This is a genomic window from Amycolatopsis decaplanina DSM 44594 (genome assembly GCF_000342005.1).
GTDB lineage: Bacteria > Actinomycetota > Actinomycetes > Mycobacteriales > Pseudonocardiaceae > Amycolatopsis > Amycolatopsis decaplanina.
This window is the reverse complement of sequence record NZ_AOHO01000037.1, coordinates 53,055-70,738: the sequence shown is the minus strand read 5'-3', so window position 1 is coordinate 70,738 and position 17,684 is coordinate 53,055. Positions and strand designations below refer to the sequence as shown.

Below are 17,684 nucleotides of genomic sequence, written 5' to 3'. Positions count from 1 at the left end.
GGAGGGCCGCCGCACGCTCAAGGTACGGATGGGTAACGCGTATATGTCCCGGCTTCAATACGCCGCGACCAAGGACGCCGAGGTCGCCGGCGCTTTCATGCGGGTGGCCGGCCTGATGGACCCGCCGGAGAGCCTGATGCGGCCGGCGATGATGAGGCGGGTCCTGAGGCACGGTCTCGGCAGGCCGGTGCCGGGCCCGTCCCGGTCCGCCGTCGCTCATTCCTAGCAGCGATCCCTGAAACGGAGGCTTCACGTGGTCGATCATCTGGGCGAACGAGCGGTCGTTCTCGGCGCGGGTATCGCCGGCCTGCTGGCATCTCGGGTGCTGTCGAATCGCTATCGCGAGGTTCTCATCGTCGAACGAGATGAGATCATCGGTGTGACCGGTACCCGTCGTGGGATTCCGCAAGGCTCGCACGCGCACGCGTTGCTCGCCAAGGGACAGCAGATACTGGAGGATTTCTTCCCCGGTCTGCTCAAGGAGATGCAAGACGACGGCGTCCCCATCGGTGACATGGCGGGGCGCCTGCGATGGTATTTCAACGGCGCCCGGCTGGCGCAACAGGACTGTGGCCTGCTCAGCGTGTCGGCGACCCGGCCGCAGTTGGAGGCGTACATCCGCGACCGTGTCTCCGCGTTGCCGAATGTCGAAATCCTGCAGAGCACGGTCATCCGCGGTCTGGTGATCTCCGGCGACAAGACGAGGATCAAGGGCGTCCGGGTCGCCGGCGCGGCTGCCGGGACCGACGAGGTCATCACCGCCGACCTCGTCGTCGACGCGACGGGCCGGGGCAGCAGGACGCCTGCTTGGCTGGAGGAGTTCGGCTACGAACGGCCGGCCGAGGACAGCATCAAGATCGACCTGACCTACACCTCGCGCAATTTCACCCTGACCGAGGATCCCTTCGGGAACGACCTGGCGATCAACCCGGTCGCGTCTCCGGCGAATCCGCGGGGTGCCTTCTTCGTCAATCTGGGCAACGGGGAGGCGCTGGTCTCCTTGACCGGGATCATCGGCGACCGTCCGCCCGGAGACCTCGAGGGCTTCCTCGGCTATACGCGGTCACTGTCCGCGCCGGAGATCCACGACGCGGTGCACACGGCGAAGCCGGTGGGCGAGGCGACCTCGTTCCGGGTCCCGGCGAGCATTCGTCGTCGTTATGACAAGCTACGCCGGTTCCCGTCCGGTTTCCTGGTCATCGGCGACGGCGTGTGTGCCTTCAACCCGGTCTACGGCCAGGGCATGACCGTGGCCGCCATGGAGGCCGTCGCGCTCGCCGGGCATCTCGCGAAAGGTCAGCCGCGGCCCGTCGAATTCTTCCGCGAGATCAAACCGATAATCGACGCTCCCTGGAGTATTTCCGCGGGCGGTGACCTCGCCTTCCCGGAAGTCGTCGGAAAACGGAACCTGCAAGTCCGGCTGGGGAACATGTTCATGTCGCGCTTGCACACCGCCGCGCAGGTGGGCGGCAGGTTCACCGCGGCCTTCTTCCGGGTGGCGGGCCTTGTCGACCCGCCACAGACGCTCATGCGGCCAGGCTTCATGTTCGACGCCCTGCGCACGGCACGTCGAGTGCTGAAGGGACGATCCGCCCGCGAGACGGGCGTGGGGCTCTCGCGCGCCACTCGATAGCGCGCGGACCTCGTCTTCGAAAGATTCGGCGCTCACACAGCGTGATTTCGGGAGCGGCCGATTAGTTTCGGCGGACCGGCTGGTCTGTATCCTTGTGACGTCGAACTGCCGGTGGGGAATTCGGGGCCACGGAGCCGGTGAAGGCGATGGGAGGCCGCAGTTGCTTGTCGAAGAGGATTTCGAGCGCGTGACCGCGCCTTACCGCCGTGAGCTGCTGGCGCATTGCTACCGGATGCTCGGCTCCGTCCATGACGCCGAGGAGCTCGTCCAGGAGACGTACTTGCGGGCTTGGCGTGGTTTCGGCGGGCTCGAGCACCAGTCGTCGTTGCGTCAGTGGCTCTACCGGATCGCGACCAACGTGTGCATCACCGAGCTGGAGCGCAGCGGCAGGCGACCGTTGCCGTCGGGGCTCGGCCATCCTCCGCTGGACACGTCGCCGGGCGCGCTGGCACCGCTGCCGCACGTACGGTGGGTCGAACCGGGCCCGGATATGGTGTTCGGGGCACGGACGGAGGATCCGGCCGCCGTCGCGGCGTCCCGCAACAGCATGCGTCTCGCCCTCGTCGCCGCCCTGCAGCTGCTGCCGCCCAAGCAGTGTGCGGTCTTGTTGTTCCGTGACGTGCTCAAGTGGCAGACACCCGAGGTCGCGGACCTGCTGGGAATCAGCCACGCCGCGGTGAACAGCGCTCTGCAGAGAGCTCGTGCGACGGTCAAGAAGGCCGCTCCCGCGGAGGACGAAGTCGTCGACGTGCCGGCACGCCGCGCGGTACTGGACAAGTACGTGGCCGCCGTCGAAAACGCGGACAGTGGCGCGCTGGCCGGGATCATGACCGAGAACGCGGTCTGGGAGATGCCACCGTTGCCGATGTGGATCGCCGGTCGCGACGCGATGGAGTCGTTCATCGATCGATTCTGTCCCTCGGAGGCGGGAGACAATCGTCTCGTCCGGACGTCGGCGAATGGTCAGCCCGCGTTCGCGGCATACCTGCGGGGAAGCGACGGAGTGCACCGGGCACACCAGATCAACGTGGTGTCGGTCACCAACGAAGGAATCGACCACATCGTGTCGTATCAGTCGCCGGGCCTGTTCAAGCTTTTCGACCTGCCGGAGGTCTTCAGCCAACGGACTGGACTGATCGGGGCGTGACACCCGTGCACGGAGTGGGGTTCGCGGACGGCACGAGACTGCTGGAAGGATCGATCGTCTATGCGCTCGTCGTCCTCACCGACATCTCGGATGCCGACCTGGAGCGATCCACGCCGTGCAGCGAGTGGAACTTGCGTGAACTCCTCTGGCATGTCAACGAATCGATGGCAGACCTGCACGAGGGGATCGTGACAGGTGGAGTCGAACTCTTCGAAGTAGTACGTGGAGCGACGGTGCCGGCGCCGATGAGGATGGCGGAACCGAGGGGCACGGCGCAGGTATTGGCCAGCCGTCTGCTGAGCGTCGTGAGCATGCGGGGATCTTCACCTTCTGTGTCCATTGGGGACCGTCCGCTGGACGGCGGCGTCGCCGCGAGCGTCGGGGCGATCGAAGTCGCCGCGCACGCGTGGGACATCTCGCATGCTTGCGGCCACAATCTCGACGTCCCGAAGCAGCTGGCTCGTGACCTGCTCGAACTGAGCCACGATGTCATTCCAGAGCCGCATCGGTCACCCTTCTTCGCGCCCCCGGTCAAGGTAGGGCCTTCGGCGAGCGAAACAGACAAGTTCGTCGCGTTTCTCGGGCGAATGCCAGGGTGAGACCAGACGACACGATCGGCGCTTTTCCCGGCGCCGTGACTCCGTGAGGAAGTACTAGATGAAATACTCCGACATCGTGCGACTCGTGGAGACCGATCCGGTCGTACAGACGTTACTGGAGCTGCCCATCGCACTGCGGATCGGATACCGGGGGCTGGATGGCAGTCCCCGCGTCATTCCGGTCGTCTATCTCTGGGACGGGGCGGCATTCGTCTTCGCGTCGCCGGCCACGGCGTACAAGGTCAGATCCATCGCGGCGCACCCGGAGGCCGCGTTCTCGCTGGACGTCGGTCCTGGCCCCACCGCGGCCGAGGCACGGGTGAAGATCTCGTCGGCGCTCGGTTTACCGGTCGTCGACTACGCGCCGATAGCCGTGACCGGACACGGTACCGCTTCGATCGAGATCGGTTCGGGGATTCCACAAGTGCATCTGGACATGGCCCGGCGGATGATCGGCGACGACAAGAAACTGAATGATTGGGCCAATGGGCACGTCGAACGGGACAACGACTGGGCAGTGATCTCACTGACCCCCACGCATCTTTCGGTCTGCGACTTCGTTTCACGATTTCCGCCGACGGCGGATCTCGCGGCAGGCGCGGAACCGGCCTAGCGACACCAGGCCATGTCGGCTCGGAAAGCGGCACCAGGGCCGTGTCGTCCCTCGAAGGTATCGACACGGCCCTGGTATCGAGCGGCCGGGACCGGCGGCTACCGCCCCGAGGCGCGTTCGACGTGAGCCGGATCGGGTGTTCCGGCGTCACTGGCGGGCGCGGGCGCGCCGACAACCGTCTTCCCGGGAGAAAACGCCGCGACGATGGCACCGACGATCGAGCCGATCGCACCGACATAGAGCGCCGCTCGGAAGCCGTCTATCGCCGAAGCCGGGCTCTCGTAGCTGCCATATACGGCGAAGACGGCGCCGAGGATGGCGACACCGAAGACGCTGCCCAGTTCCTTGACCGCGTTGTTGGCTCCGGCCGCGGTCCCGGTGTCGCCAGGGGGGACGGAACTCAGCGCGAGCGTCGTCATCGTCGGGAAGCACAGGGAGATGCCGACACCGGACACGATGAGAGGGCCGATCAGTTGCCCGTAGCCGATGCCGGGGGCCGAGACGGCGCCTATCCACGCCAGCCCCGCGGTTTGGAGCAGCATGCCGGCGACCATGAACGGCCGGGTGCCGAACTTGTCGGCCAGACTGCCCGCGATCGGTGCGACGAGGAACGGCATACCGGTCCACACGAGGAGGCGCAGACCCGTCTGCAACGGGTCGAGGCCGAGTCCGGTCTGCATGAGCTGCGCGAGGATGAACAGGGTTCCGATCACGGAGATCTGCTGACAGAACCCGACCACGTTCGCCGTGGCGAAACCACGATTCCGGAAATACGCCAGCGGAATCATCGGGTGGCTGGTCCGGGTTTCCCATTTGACGAACGCGGCCATGAGTACCGCGCCGACGATCAGCGCGCCGATGACTTCCCAGCTACCCCAGCCTACGGTGGGCGCCTGCACGCCGGCCCAAGTCAGCGCGAAGAGGCCGATGCCTGCCAGTAGCAGACCACCCAGATCGAGCCGCGGTCGTCCGCCGTGTGATTCGCGGAGGACGCCGTAGGCGAGCACCATCGCGATGACCGCGAAGGGAACGTTCATCCAGAAGATCCACTCCCACGACAGGCCCTCGGTGATGAAGCCGCCGACGACCGGGCCGCCGGCGATGCCGACACCGGCGATGGCTCCCCAGATGCCCATCGCGGCGCCGCGCTTCTCCGGCGGGAAGTTGTCGGCCAGGAGGCTCATGCTCAGCGGCATCGCCACCGCGGCGGCGGCACCTTGCGCGAACCGCGCCAGGATCAGCGTATCGATGGAGGTCGACATCGCCGCCAGCACGGACGCGGCCGCGAACAGGCCGAGCCCGAGCACGTACATGCGCCTGCGCCCGAAGCGATCCCCGAGCGCGGCCCCGGTGAGGACGAGGCAGGCGAAGACCAGGTTGTAGCCGTTGATGGTCCATTCCAGCTCGGACAGGCCGGCTCCCAGCTCGGCCTGCAGGCTCGGCAGCGCGGTCGCGACCACGACGACGTCGAGTGACGTCAGGAAGACGCCGATGCCAACGGCGAGAAGTGCCCATCCCGGCCGGAGACGGGGCTGGGTGACGGTCGAGGTGTTCACTGCCGTATCCCCTTTGCACCCACCGAAGCTGTAGTTCTCGTCATTGCCGGACACTCCTGTTCGATGTTCGTGATGGTCGGTAGTCGCGTGCGGGCGACAGAAGTAAAGACCAGACGGGAGTGCCCAAACTGATCGCTGTGCCGGGAATCGGGCGTTGACCGGTCGCGATCCCCGGAGCGGGGGCTCAGTCGCAGCGTTCGTAGGTGGCGATGATGACGCTGCCGACCGTGCGTGACGAAGTCAGATCGAAGTCGGCGGGGATCGCGCCGTCCACGAAGAGGCGCTTGCCGGATCCGACGACCACCGGGAAGAAGAGCAGCCGATACTCGTCGACGAGGCCGTGCCGCATGAGCGTATGGGTCAGGTTGCCGGAGCCGGACACCCAGATCGGTCCCCCCGAACCCTTTTTGAGCTCTTTGACGGCGGAGGCCACCTCACCGTCGAGTACGGTGGTGTTCACCCACTCAGCGGACTTGACGCTGCGTGAAGCGACATATTTGTCCATCGCCTCCAGACGCTTGTTGACCGGGTGGTCTCCGGTCGTGGGCCAGTACGCGTAGAAGATGTCGTAGGTCTTTCGCCCCAGCAACAGCGCGTCGTCGTCGGCCGTCCACGCGAAGAAGGTTTCGCTGAGCAGGCCACCCGCGTGTTTGGCGGTCCAGCCGCCACCCTCGAAACCGCCTTCACGGTCTTCGTCCGGCGTTCCCGGCCCCTGGACCACGCCATCCAACGACACGAACTGTTGCACGATCACTTTCCGCACGATGTCTCCTTTCGTCTCGAATACAGACCCGCCGACGCCGCAAAAGTAATCGCTTCGGCGCGAAAGTGTTCCCGTGACCACGGATGGTAGCGGCGGCCGAGGCTTGGACCTGTTCACCCGGCCGATGGGGACTCGGCCGCGGACCGCGGCCTTACCGGGCCCGCGATGCCATCGGACGGCACGCTCGGAGATGCAGGCCGGGTCGGCGACGAGACAGTATCCAGTCATACCGCGCTCCAAGCGAACGAATCGCCGCCGGAGGTCAAGATGGTGCTGGATATCCAATCCCCTTCACGAGAGGAGTTGGTTGCGCGCGCATCCGAGCTGGTTCCTCTCATCAGGGAACGCTCCCAGTGGATCGACGAGAATCGGCGGCTCCCCGCGGACGTAATCGAGGGGATCGAACGTTCAGGGCTTCTCAAAATGCGTGTTCCCGCGCGATACGGTGGATATCAGAGCGACGCCAGGACGCTCATCGACGTCCACGCGGAGATAGCCCGAGGTGATAGTTCCACCGCATTTTGCGTTTCGGTCTGGTCGCTCATCAACTGGATCGCCGGGTTGTATCCGGACGAGGTGCAGGACGAGGTGTTCGCGACTCCGAATTCCCGCGTGTGCGGCACATTGGCGGCGACCGGAAAAGCCGCGCCGAAGAACGGCGGCTATGTGCTGAACGGGGAATGGAGGTTCAACAGCGGTGTCCTCCACAGTCACTGGAAACTGGTGGTCGCGGAACCTGACGAAGCGGGAGCCGCCGAAGGTCCGATCATGGCCATTCTTCCGGCGTCGAGCTTCGAAGTCGTCGATGACTGGCACACTCACGGCCTGCGCGGGTCGGGCAGCGTGAGCGTTCGGGCGCACGATGTGTACGTCCCCAAAGAGCGAGTTCGTCCGGTGATGGAGTTCTTCGACGAGCAATGCAAGTCGGAGACGAACTCCGCCGAGCCGATATATCAGGTGCCCATGTTGGTCACGTCTACCGTCGCCACGGCAGGCCAATGCGTCGGCGCGGCCGAAGCGGCCATCGAACATTTCCTGAATCGCCTTCCCGGGCGGAAGATAACGTATACGGACTACGAGACGCAGCAGACCGCCCCGCTCACGCATCTCCAGGTCGGCGAGGCGACTCTGCTCGCCGAGGAAGCCAGGCTGAGAGCGCGGACGTTCGCCGACCTGGTGGACGCGAAGGCGGCACGCAATGAACCGTGGACGCAAGCCGAGCGGATTCGGTCACGGGTCGAGATGGGCCGGGTCGCACAATTGGCGCAGCAGTCCATCCGGATCATCTCGACCGCGAGCGGCGGTAGTTCGATATACAACGATGTGCCGATCCAGCGGATACATCGGGACATCGAAACGATCGCGTTACACGCACTGACGAGCCCGAACACGAACATCGAACTGCTCGGCAGGCACCTGTGCGGACTCGAGCCGAATACGACGTATCTCTGAGGCCGCCACGTCTTGACCGGTCAACATGCCGTCAATCCATGCGAGGAAATCCATTGAAACCTTTCAAGATCGAAATACCACAGCAGCAATTGGATGATCTCAATCGTCGCCTCGACATGACGCGCTGGCCGCGGGATCTTCCCGACGTCGGATGGGAACGCGGTGTGCCGGCCTCCTACCTCAGGGATGTCGTGGACTATTGGCGGAACTCCTATGACTGGCGTTCGGCGGAGGCGGAGCTGAACGAGTTTCCGCAGTACGTCACCGAGATCGACGGGGCGAACATCCACTTCATCCACGTCCGTTCGCCCGAGCCCGACGCGCTCCCGCTGCTGATCACACACGGATGGCCCGGATCGGTGGCCGAATTCATCGACGTGATCGGCCCGCTGACGAATCCGCGGGCTCATGGCGGTGAGTCGCGAGACGCGTTCGATCTGGTGATTCCCGCCATGCCGGGGTTCGGCTTCTCCGGTCCCACCTCCGAACCCGGCTGGACGATCGAACGAATCGCTTCGGCGTGGGCGGTTCTGATGCAGCGCCTGGGCTACCGGCACTACGTTCCGCAAGGCGGAGATTTCGGGTCTGGGGTCTCGCTCTTCGTGGCGTTGAAGGACCCGGACAACGTGGCAGGTCTCCACCTGAATACCTTGGTCACAAAACCCAGTGGGAACCCGGATGATCTGGTCGGCCTGAGTTCGTCCGATCAGGCCCGGCTGGACCGGACCGCCCGATTCGTGGAAGTACTCTCCGGCTCCATGAAACTCCAGGCGACCCGGCCGCACACGGTCGCCTACCCGCTGGTGGATTCCCCGGTCGGCCAGCTCGCCTGGATCATCGAGAAGTTCAAGGACTGGACGGATTCGGAGACCAGGCCGGAGGACGCCGCCAGTCTTGACCGCATTCTGACCAACGTCATGATCTATTGGCTGACCGGCACCGGCGGTTCTTCGGCGCAGCTGTATTACGAAATCGTCGACCAGTTGCCCATCGCCTCGGACATCGGAACGTACCCGCCGATCACGGCACCGCTCGGTGTCGCGGTATACCCGGGGGCGCCGTTCATGTCCATTCGAAGGTTCGTGGAACGCGACTTCCCCAATGTGGTGCACTGGGCGGAGTATGACCGTGGTGGAAACTTCGCCGCGTTGGAAGAGCCGGACCTCTATGTCGAGGATCTGAGAACTTTCCGCCGGACCCTCGACGCCCGATAGTTCCGGCTGCCACGCGGTCGTCCGGCCACTCGAGAGGTCAAGCGCCGCACCTCAGGGCTCAGGCAGTGTCCGAGCCCTGAGGTGCGGGTCGATCAGTGCGGCGCCTGGTTCGGTGCCTGCTGAGTCGGCGGGTTCGGCAGCGGGTGCCCCGGCTGGGTGTAGCCGGGCTGTGGATTCTGGAACCCCGGCTGTGCGGCCATCGGATAGTTGACCGGCCCAGGGTTCGGTGCGATGCCAGGCTGCCGGGTCGAACGGCCACTCTTGACGACCGCGATCGCGACCAGGAGCCAGGACAGCAGCGCGGCAGCGTCGAGTGGTACGCCGACCCCCATGAAGATCAAGCGGATTTCGTCGGCGGTGAGCTGTTCGGACGCGCTCCAGGATGGCACGTTCAACGACACGAACTGCCAGGCGATGCCCGCCGCCGTCGTGACGAGCATGACGACGAAAGCGCCCACCATCAGGCCGGAGACTCCCCTGGAGCGGCCTTTGACGGAGAAAATCACGCCGAGCAGGCCCACCACGAGCTGCAACACTCGCGGGATGGCCTCGATGCTCGCGAACGTAAAGGGTGACATGCCTGCCTTCCGCAGCTCTCTGCCGGAGATCCGGGCGTCCGGTCCACGCCGGGTCGATCCTAGGCGGTGACAACACCCCGCGTGGCGTGTTCGGCGAGGATCACGAACTTCCGGACGCCGGCCACCCGGAGCGCGGTCGGTGACAGGGTCAATCGATGGGAATGCTGGTGCACGTCGCCTTGCCCTGCTCCTGGAACACCGGGGGCTTTCCGGGCTTGATCAGCTCGAAGTATCGCAAGCAGATCAGGCCGGATTTGAAGGTCTTGTTGATGTAGAAGAGGTGATTGCGCTCGGTGTTCGTCGGGCCGGTGCGCTTGGTGCCGTCGGGCAGGAACACCTCGAAGAACCCCTTGGTGCCGAGGATGAGCTCCCCGCGCAACGCGTCCACCCTTTCGATGGTGCCGTTCTTCCCTTTGGTCGAGTTGCAGTAGTACGCGTTGCAGACGGTTTCGACGTCGGCCGCCGCCGTGCCGACCACGACTCCCATCGAGGTGCCCAGGGTGACCGTCAGTAGCACGGCGGTCCTTTTCGCGAAGGCTCCGATCGACATGACGAATTCCTTTCGATATGCGAATTTCGGACACCGCGAATCTTGCGGAACACGCCGAAGGATCACGTCGTCCGGCAAGCGAGCCGCGGTTCGTAGATGTGACATGTTTTGCTTAACTGTCACATGAGCTTGGCAGGAGATCATCGCCTCGTCAAGACGCGCGGTGTTGCCGTGCCGTGCGCTCGGGGACGAGCGGCGACCGGGACAAGACCTAGTTCGCCAGCGCCGCGCTGAGGGTCCGGGCGGCGCGGGCGACGGTGTCGGAAATCGCGACGGGCGACTGCGGCGGTGCGGTCACGGCCGCGATCGAGCCGACCGCCTGGCCGGTCGGCAGTCTGATGGCCGCTTCGATGGCGACGAGTTCGTGTTCCGTCTGCCAGGTGGGGCAGAAGCGGCCGGTGCGCTGCGGCACTGTCGATCCTGGCCGGAGAAGGAGGCTGTCTTGCGGCCGGGTGAGGCTGGCGGCGGCGATCAGGATGTGACCGTCGCAGGGCACGGCGAGTACCGAACTGGCTCGCGTGGTCGCGGCCAAGCGCCGGAGCTCGCCGCGTGCCAGTTCCAGTAGTCGTGGATAGGGTTGCCACGATTGACCGAGCCGGAATGCCTGCGCGCCGACGCGATAGCGGTTTTCGCTGCGCTGGACAACCTCCAGTTCGGTCAATTGCTCGAGTAATCGGTGTGCTGTGGATTTCGGTATCGCACAGGAATTGGCCAGCTGGGTCAATCCTGCTTCACCTTGATGTCGTACCAAGGCATCCAATAGGGTGAAAGCGCCTTCGAGGACGCTTCTGGGTCTTCTCTTGGTCTCCATTGAAATCCCCTCACGCGGTCCGCTGGACGGAATCCTTGCTGACAGGGCCATGTCGTCGGTGTCAGGCTGGAACTGTCCCGGTGCGTATCTTCGGTCAAAAAGCGCGGACTGGGAAGACTGCGTCCACCGAACGGAAAGGGGTTCCGGAAAAATGCGAAGATCCATTCGGCTGGGGACGGCGCTGGCCGCTCTGCTCGCCGGTCTGCTCGTGATGCCACCGGCGGCGGGAGCGGACGATGCCGATGTCGGTATCGCCGCCTCGCCCTCGTCGCAGAAGCCCGCCGCGGATTTCGACGGTGACGGCTTCGCCGACAAGGCGGTTTGGCGTCCCGGTAACGGCGTCTGGTACGTGATCCGCAGCAGCGACGGCAGCGTGGTGACCCAGCAGTGGGGTGTCTCGGGCGACGTGCCGGTCGCCGCGGACTACGACGGCGACCATCGGGCCGACTTCGCCGTGTGGCGGCCGAGCAACGGTATTTGGTACATCATCCAGAGCAGCACCGGTGCGGTGGTGACCCAGCAGTGGGGTGTGGCCGGTGACGTTCCGCTGACCGGCGATTTCAATGGTGACGGTCGTTCCGATTTCGTCGTCTGGCGGCCGAGTAATGGTGTCTGGTACGTGCTGGGTATCGCCACGGTGCAATGGGGCGTGGCCGGGGACGTTCCGGTCGCCGGCGATTTCGACGCGGACGGGCGATCCGACTTCACCGTTTGGCGCCCGAGTGACGGCGTCTGGTACGTGCGTGGAATCGCGACCCGGCAATGGGGTACCTCGGGCGACATTCCGGTGGCCGGTGATTTCAATGCGGACGGTCGTGCCGATTTCGCCGTTTGGCGGCCGGATAACGGTGTCTGGTACGTGCTCGGTATCGCGACCCAGCAATGGGGTGTCGCCGGTGACGTGCCCAAGGCGGGCAATTTCGGCGGCGACCCGCGGGCGGACTTCGTGGTGTGGCGCCCATCGAACGGAACCTGGTACGGCCTCGGCCTGTTCACCACCCAGTGGGGGACATCGGGCGACATCCCCGTCTGACGGCGAACGTCGCCGCTGACGGAACCTGAGACCTCGTCCTCCGTCTTCCGTTCGTGGAAGGCGGAGGGCGAGAGGCCACGGTCGGCACCGGCCTACCACCTGACGAGTAGCCACTTTCCGTCGCGCAGCTCCATGGTGGCCTCTCGCAGTTCGCTTTCGATGAAGGTGGCGTCGGCTTTGACCGCGTCGACCGGGATCGTGACGCTCGTCGAATCTTCGGTCACGCGGGACCGGGCCACCGTGGCGCCCTGCAGTGCCTTCTTTTCCGCGGGAGAGTACAGCTGGAACAAGCCTCGAAGCGACTCTTCGCACGGCCCGAGGCCGTGGCTCTCTCTTCTTGGTGGACAGTCTGTCGATCTCGCAGGCCGTCGTGATGTCTTCGTCGCCGATGGCGTGCAGAAAGGTTTCGTACCGCCCGACCGCGTCGTCGGCGGGCTTGGCTCTCGACGAGGTGTCGGGTTCCCCCGGAACAGCCGGCGATCAGCAGGGCGAACCCCGTGGCGAGTCCGGCTGCGGCTCCGGCCGGAGCGAAGAACCGAGCGGGGGAGGGTGTGCACAAGCGGCGGATCCTGGTCTTCGTGGTCTGCTTGAGGGTCGCGCTCACGGCGTCAGGCCGCGGAAGGGATGGTGACCCGGTCCCGACGCCGAGCCGATCGGCGCCCGCCGGGCAACCGGTCATGCCTGTCCCAGTTGTTCGACACGAGCGCTTCCGGCGGGCGCGTTGCGCGCCAACGCCACCTCGCTGTTCATGACGTTGCGAGATTTGGATACGGACGGGACGGAGTCGAGTCGATCCGTCCGTTGGGGATGCGAGCGGCTGAAACATCAAGCGGCATCCGCGGCCCTGGTTGCACCAAGGCTTCCCCGAATCACCGTTGAAGGTGAATGGCCGCGGAGTCTGATTCACTCTTCGGTGGTAAATGTGCTGTTTCATTGTTGCTTAAAATTACGAACACGCGTTCGATTTTGTCGGGTATTCTGGAGAGGTGTCCGAGACCTTTCTTCCCGAGTTGCCGCAGGAGTTGTGGCGTGCCGGCAAGCTGGAGCTTGCGCATGGCGTGCAGCAGTCTTTGCGGGTGATCAGGATGGCTACCGCCGGGTTGGGGCAGTTTCTGGCGGAGATCGAGTCTCGGGGCGTCAAAGACTTGTACGGCTATGGCAGTACGGCCAATTGGTTCGCGGATGTGGCTGGTTTGTCGCTTGGTGAGGCGCGGCCGGTGGTGAAACGGGCCATCGCCTTGAACCCCACCCGCGCTGTGGACGGCACCGAAGTTCCCGCGGTTGCTTCCGCGACCGCCGCGGTGGCCGCGGAGGGGCTGGTCGGGGACGAGCGGATCGACCAGATCCTGGAGATTCTGAAGAAGCTCCCGGCCGAGACCTCGGCTGAGGACCGCACCAGTGCGGAGAAAATCCTGGCTGATCTGGCCCGTGATGCGGGTCCCCGGCAGCTCGTCGAAGCCGAAGCAAAGCTCCTGGCGTGGTTGGATCCCGACGGCAATGAGCCCAAAGACCCGGAACCGGCCGAGCCGCGCCGGGAGATCACCCTGGAGCGCCGCAAGGACGGGTTCTGGAGACTGACCGGCTTGCTCGACGACGAGACCGGTGCCCGCACCGCCGCCGCGCTCGAGGCCTACGCCCAGCCACGGCCGGTCGACGAATTCGGCCAAGCCGATCTGCGGATGAAGTGCGAACGCCTGGGAGACGCCTGGACCGAACTGCTCGACCTGGCCATCGCCTGCCCCGACCAACCGGGCACCAGCGGCTACCGCACGTTGGTGCACGTCACCATCGGGCTGGAGGAGCTGAAATCCGGCCTCGGCACCGCGTGTCTCGACTTCGTCGGGACGATGACCGCCCGTGAAGCCCGCCTCGCCGCCTGCGACTGCCTCATGCTCCCCGTCGTCATGAACGCCGCCGGTGAGCCTCTCGACGTGGGACGACTCAGACGGTTCGTCACCCCAGGCCAACGACGCGCCCTGAACATCCGAGACGGCGGCTGCGCGTTCCCCGGCTGCCATCGGAAGCCCAAGAACTGCCACGCCCACCACATTCACCACTGGGCAGACGGCGGACCCACCGACCTCCGCAACCTGGTGCTGCTGTGCGGGTTTCATCACCGGCTGATCCATCACGGCGACTGGCAGGTCCGCATGGCCACCGACGGGCTACCGGAGTTCATCCCACCCCAATACCGGGATCCGCTCCGAAAACCCCGCCGCAACACCCTCCACCACACCTAACCCCGAGGAGCCCGCCAGCCACCGGTGACGGGCCCCTCGGCATGCCCGCAGCCCGAAGAGGCCTACCTGCCAGAACGAGTAGATGTGCCGGCAGCCGGGCATTGGCGCCCCACGCGATGAAGAGTCGTGATCGTGCCGATCCCCGCAGGTCGAATGGCACTTCGCCTCCCACGGGAACAGGCGCGTCGAGACCGCCGCCTGTGCCTCCTGATGAACCCGGGCGTGACAACCCCGGAATCGGCGAAAAGCAAGACGAAGGAGCCGGCACACGGCGGCCACGGCGAGGTCGTCGGAACCGGATCCTCGTCATGGGCCACGGCCGCATCGTGCGGCGAGGGACGTTCGACGGAGAGCGGCAGACGAACCGGAAGAACCCGCCGATGCCGAGTTCTGCCGGTCCTTCCTCATGGTCGCGGGCTACTCCGACCGGTGGAATCGAGGTCAAGGACGCCAACTAGTCAGGGAGGTCGGCGTGACAGGCCACCGCGGTACTCAGGTGACTTCGCTGGCGGACAGGGCACCGTCGGCCGAGGGAAACGCTTTCGTGGCGGCGTTGCACGCAGAGCACCGAGACCATCTGCTGCGCTTCACCCGCGGCCTGCTCCCCACCGATCCGCATCGGGCCGAGGACGTCGTGCAGGAATGCCTGTTCCGCGCCTGGCGCAACAGCGAGGCGCTGATCGAGAAGCGCATCCCGCCGCGGCCGTGGCTGTTCAGGGTCGCCCGCAATCTCATCGTCGACTGGGCCCGCCGCGACAAGGCCCGCCCGGTCGTGTTCGGGGACGACGACTTCGACCTGCTGCCGGGTGACACCGACTTCGCCGACGAGGTCGTCGAGCGGTGTGTCGTCGAAGAGGGTTTGGCTCGGCTGACCCCGATCCAGCGCGAAGCACTCGACGAGGTCTACCGGCTCGACCGCACCCGCCAGCGCGCCGCCGCGAGCATCGGCGTGCCGGTGGGCACGGTCAAGTCCCGGGTACATCACGCGACGATCGCGATGACCGAGGTGCTGGCCTGCCGCGGGGTCACCGCCGCAGGATGGTGACTCGTGGGCTCAAGCCGATTCCGGCACCGCGACACCGAGTTCGGCGGCCAGTTCGCGACCCGTCTTCCTGGCGATCGGCGTCTCGTACCGGGCGCATTCGGCGAGGGCGTGCACCCGGTGCGCCTTGGCCTCGGCCGGTTTCCCGGTGGCGTCGGCCAGTTTCGCCAGCTGGATCATGATCTCGATCTTCGTTTCGGACCAGCGCGCTTCGGCCAACGCGGACAGCAGTTGTTCCTCGGCCTCGGCCGGCCGGTTCGCCTTGAACAGGATCCGGCCACGCAGGTGTTGTGCCTTCGCCACCGCGAACTTCGCGCCATGCCTGCGGAACAGCGACTCGGCCTCGTCCAGCAGGTCCAGCGCGGTCGCGACGTCACCCTTCGCCGCGAGACTTTCGGCGAGCCGGGTCAGCACCATCGACAGTAGCTCGTCGTTACCCGGCGCGGTGGCCGAACCCCGGTAATAGGCCTCGCTCCGCCGCTGCACCGCCACGGCTTCGTCGAACTCGCCGAGGGTGTGCAACATGCTTCCCAGCAAGGACAGCGCCAGATGACGGCCGTTCGGGTAATCCGCCCGCTCGAACAGATCCACGGACCGTCTGCTCAGCAAGGCGGCCTCACGCGGTGAACCCAGCCGCCGGGTGATGGCGGATCCGTAGTACCAGGCCCAGGCCTGGGTGACCAGGTCGCCGGCCTCGGTCGCCGCGGCCACCGCGCGTTCGTGCGCTACGCGCGCGGCATGCGGATCCCCGCAAAGCGCGTAGAGCGCCCACGACACGTAGTTCAGCTGTTCCCCCGCGGACCGGACGTCGCCCAGTGCCTCGGCCGCCGCCGCGCCCGCGCCGAACACCTCGCGCCAGAGCGGGCCGGTGCCGCGCAGATCCGAGTACCAGTGCATGGACTGTGCCAGTTCGAGGACCTGCCGGTGCGCGCCGAGCGCCGCCGCCGACCGCAGCGCCCCGCGCCAATGGTGCTGCTCCTCGGCCAGCCACCGGGCCGAGGATTCCCGGTCGTGCACCGGGTCGGGCCCGTCGACCGTGAAGGTCACCTCGGTCCGGTCGTGGTCGAAGTACTGCGCCGCTTTCGTCGCCACCGCGAGCAGCCAGTTCCGCACCCGCTCGGACGCCTCCCGGACGTCCTCGGCGCTTTCGGTGGTTTCCAGCTTCTCCTTGGCGAAGACCCGCAGCAGATCGAGCGTGGTGAACCGCCCCGGAGCGCCGCTGAAGCCGAGCAGACTGGCTTCGGCCAGGTTTTCCAGCTCCGCCTCGACCTCGTCCGCGGGACTGCCGGAGGCGATCGCGACCAGCTCGACGGAGACGTCCGGGCCGTCCACCAGCGCCAGCCGTCGGAACACCCGGGCGGTTTCGGGGGCCAGATGGTGGTAGGAGAGCGCGAAGGCGGTGCGGATCTGGAGGTCACCCGCGCTGAGCACGGACAACCGCCGCCGCTCGTTCTCGAGCTGGTCGGCGAGGTGCGCGATCGTCCACTGAGGACGGCTGGCCAGCCGGTTGCCCGCGATGAGCAAGGCGAGCGGCACGCCACCGCAGAGTTCCGCCACGCGCCGCGCCGCGGCCGGTTCCGCCTTCAGCCGGGGTTCCCCGGCGGCCACGCCGAGCAGGTCCACCGCCTCGTCGCCGGACAGGACGTCGAGGGCGAGCCGGTGCCTCGCGTTCAACCCCGTCAACGTGCTCCGGCTGGTCACCAGCACCATCGAACCGGGGCTGGTGGCGAGCAGCGGACGCACCTGGGCCTCGTTGGCGGCGTTGTCGAGGATCAGCAGGATCTCGCGGTCGTGCACCAGCGACCGGTAGAGGGCGAGCCGGTCTTCGGGATCGTTCGGGAACTGGCGTTCGTCGAGCCCCAGCCCGCGCAGCAGCCGGTGGACGGCCCTGTCCGGGGTGAGTGGTTCGGGATCCATGCCGCGCAGGTCGAGGAACAGGCAGCCCTGGGCGAAACGGTGGGCGTGCCGGTGCCCGGCGTCCACGGCCAGGGCGGTCTTGCCGGCGCCCGGAAGTCCGTGCAGCACCGCGACCTGGAGCCGGGACGAGGAGGCGGCGGACTCCGCGACCTCGTCCAGCAGCCGCTGTTCGGCCTTCCGTCCGGTCAGTTCGGTGAGGGAGGGCGGCAGGGCGGCGATGAGGACGGGATGGGGTGCCTCGACGGGGACGGGCTCTTCCCTGGCGAGCACCGGCCGCCGTCCGGACCGGGCGAGGTCGGCGAAATCACCCGCTTCCTTGCCGGTCAGCCCCAGGCCCTCGACCAGCAGTTCCGCGGTGCGCCGCTGCGGAGTGCGGACCCGTCCGCGCTCCATGTCGCTGATGCTGCGCACGCTGATCCCGGTCCGCTCGGCCAGCTCCTCCTGCGTCATCGGGACGCGCAGCCGGTAGAAGCGAAGGAAGTCTCCGAACGCGGTCTTGTCCACGCTGCGTGGAACTCCTCTCAACGACAGCCATG

At 66.2% G+C, this 17,684-nt stretch carries 16 protein-coding genes and 1 pseudogene; 10 read left to right on the top strand and 7 right to left on the bottom strand.

Translation table 11 applies throughout. From position 1 onward, the window contains the following. The 5 genes and pseudogenes from H074_RS07640 to H074_RS07620 form a co-directional block, all read left to right on the top strand. Nucleotides 1-226: pseudogene (locus tag H074_RS07640) on the top strand (FAD-binding monooxygenase); the annotation flags it as partial. 27 nt (nt 227-253) lie between these two features. After that, complete coding sequence (locus tag H074_RS07635; RefSeq protein ID WP_007029452.1) at nt 254-1,633, top strand: FAD-dependent oxidoreductase; 1,380 nt, start codon at nt 254-256, stop codon at nt 1,631-1,633. A gap of 160 nt (nt 1,634-1,793) precedes the next feature. After that, nucleotides 1,794-2,780, top strand: a complete 987-nt coding sequence (locus H074_RS07630) for a sigma-70 family RNA polymerase sigma factor (protein WP_007029451.1) — start codon at nt 1,794-1,796, stop codon at nt 2,778-2,780. A gap of 14 nt (nt 2,781-2,794) precedes the next feature. Beyond that, nucleotides 2,795-3,379 (top strand): TIGR03086 family metal-binding protein, encoded by a 585-nt coding sequence (locus H074_RS07625; RefSeq protein WP_039921786.1) that lies wholly within the window; start codon nt 2,795-2,797, stop codon nt 3,377-3,379. Between the two features lie 58 nt (nt 3,380-3,437). Next, nucleotides 3,438-3,992: a pyridoxamine 5'-phosphate oxidase family protein gene (locus H074_RS07620; RefSeq protein WP_007029449.1), complete on the top strand. Its 555-nt coding sequence runs from the start codon at nt 3,438-3,440 to the stop codon at nt 3,990-3,992. A gap of 98 nt (nt 3,993-4,090) precedes the next feature. Here H074_RS07620 and H074_RS07615 read toward each other — a convergent pair whose 3' ends face one another. Both H074_RS07615 and H074_RS07610 read right to left on the bottom strand, forming a co-directional pair. Continuing rightward, entirely contained in the window at nt 4,091-5,548 is a 1,458-nt protein-coding gene (locus H074_RS07615; protein WP_007029448.1) for an MFS transporter, read from the bottom strand. 184 nt (nt 5,549-5,732) lie between these two features. Beyond that, the gene (locus H074_RS07610) at nt 5,733-6,392 is read right to left on the bottom strand and encodes a dihydrofolate reductase family protein (protein WP_235096690.1); all 660 of its coding nucleotides are present in this window, start codon (nt 6,390-6,392) and stop codon (nt 5,733-5,735) included. A gap of 84 nt (nt 6,393-6,476) precedes the next feature. Here H074_RS07610 and H074_RS07605 point away from each other — a divergent pair, with 84 nt between their 5' ends. Together H074_RS07605 and H074_RS07600 are read left to right on the top strand one after the other, a co-directional pair. Then, nucleotides 6,477-7,763, top strand: a complete 1,287-nt coding sequence (locus tag H074_RS07605) for an acyl-CoA dehydrogenase family protein (protein WP_235096689.1) — start codon at nt 6,477-6,479, stop codon at nt 7,761-7,763. Nucleotides 7,764-7,801: 38 nt separating this feature from the next. Next, nucleotides 7,802-8,977 (top strand): epoxide hydrolase family protein, encoded by a 1,176-nt coding sequence (locus H074_RS07600; RefSeq protein ID WP_085940903.1) that lies wholly within the window; start codon nt 7,802-7,804, stop codon nt 8,975-8,977. Between the two features lie 92 nt (nt 8,978-9,069). Here H074_RS07600 and H074_RS07595 read toward each other — a convergent pair whose 3' ends face one another. The 3 genes from H074_RS07595 to H074_RS07585 form a co-directional block, all read right to left on the bottom strand. Next, nucleotides 9,070-9,555, bottom strand: coding sequence for a hypothetical protein (locus H074_RS07595; protein WP_039921780.1), 486 nt, complete (start codon nt 9,553-9,555; stop codon nt 9,070-9,072). A 148-nt stretch (nt 9,556-9,703) separates the two neighbouring features. Beyond that, nucleotides 9,704-10,105, bottom strand: coding sequence for a hypothetical protein (locus tag H074_RS07590; RefSeq protein WP_007029443.1), 402 nt, complete (start codon nt 10,103-10,105; stop codon nt 9,704-9,706). Nucleotides 10,106-10,316: 211 nt separating this feature from the next. Further along, nucleotides 10,317-10,916 (bottom strand): helix-turn-helix domain-containing protein, encoded by a 600-nt coding sequence (locus H074_RS07585; protein ID WP_083920384.1) that lies wholly within the window; start codon nt 10,914-10,916, stop codon nt 10,317-10,319. A 151-nt stretch (nt 10,917-11,067) separates the two neighbouring features. On the opposite strand from H074_RS07585, the gene H074_RS07580 reads away from it, so the two are divergent. After that, nucleotides 11,068-11,949: an FG-GAP repeat domain-containing protein gene (locus H074_RS07580; RefSeq protein ID WP_007029441.1), complete on the top strand. Its 882-nt coding sequence runs from the start codon at nt 11,068-11,070 to the stop codon at nt 11,947-11,949. 92 nt (nt 11,950-12,041) lie between these two features. Here the strand turns inward: H074_RS07580 and H074_RS38730 are convergent, their stop codons facing one another. Then, nucleotides 12,042-12,239 (bottom strand): hypothetical protein, encoded by a 198-nt coding sequence (locus tag H074_RS38730; RefSeq protein WP_007029440.1) that lies wholly within the window; start codon nt 12,237-12,239, stop codon nt 12,042-12,044. Nucleotides 12,240-12,935: 696 nt separating this feature from the next. On the opposite strand from H074_RS38730, the gene H074_RS07570 reads away from it, so the two are divergent. Both H074_RS07570 and H074_RS07565 read left to right on the top strand, forming a co-directional pair. Next, on the top strand, nt 12,936-14,189 hold the full coding sequence (locus tag H074_RS07570) for an HNH endonuclease signature motif containing protein (protein WP_007029439.1): 1,254 nt from the start codon (nt 12,936-12,938) through the stop codon (nt 14,187-14,189). A 472-nt stretch (nt 14,190-14,661) separates the two neighbouring features. Further along, a complete protein-coding gene (locus tag H074_RS07565) occupies nt 14,662-15,234 on the top strand; it encodes a sigma-70 family RNA polymerase sigma factor (RefSeq protein WP_235096688.1) in 573 nt (190 codons plus the stop codon). Between the two features lie 9 nt (nt 15,235-15,243). Here H074_RS07565 and H074_RS07560 read toward each other — a convergent pair whose 3' ends face one another. After that, nucleotides 15,244-17,652, bottom strand: coding sequence for an ATP-binding protein (locus H074_RS07560; protein ID WP_007029437.1), 2,409 nt, complete (start codon nt 17,650-17,652; stop codon nt 15,244-15,246). Between the last annotated feature and the right edge of the window lie 32 nt (nt 17,653-17,684).

What these genes read in the sequence shown, in the direction of transcription:
- H074_RS07620 (WP_007029449.1), top strand. Translation starts at nt 3,438, where the DNA reads ATGAAATACTCCGACATCGTGCGACTCGTGGAGACCGATCCGGTCGTA.
- H074_RS07605 (WP_235096689.1), top strand. Translation starts at nt 6,477, where the DNA reads ATGCCATCGGACGGCACGCTCGGAGATGCAGGCCGGGTCGGCGACGAG.
- H074_RS07600 (WP_085940903.1), top strand. Translation starts at nt 7,802, where the DNA reads ATGCGAGGAAATCCATTGAAACCTTTCAAGATCGAAATACCACAGCAG.
- H074_RS07595 (WP_039921780.1), bottom strand. Translation starts at nt 9,555, where the DNA reads ATGTCACCCTTTACGTTCGCGAGCATCGAGGCCATCCCGCGAGTGTTG.
- H074_RS07590 (WP_007029443.1), bottom strand. Translation starts at nt 10,105, where the DNA reads ATGTCGATCGGAGCCTTCGCGAAAAGGACCGCCGTGCTACTGACGGTC.
- H074_RS07585 (WP_083920384.1), bottom strand. Translation starts at nt 10,916, where the DNA reads ATGGAGACCAAGAGAAGACCCAGAAGCGTCCTCGAAGGCGCTTTCACC.
- H074_RS07580 (WP_007029441.1), top strand. Translation starts at nt 11,068, where the DNA reads ATGCGAAGATCCATTCGGCTGGGGACGGCGCTGGCCGCTCTGCTCGCC.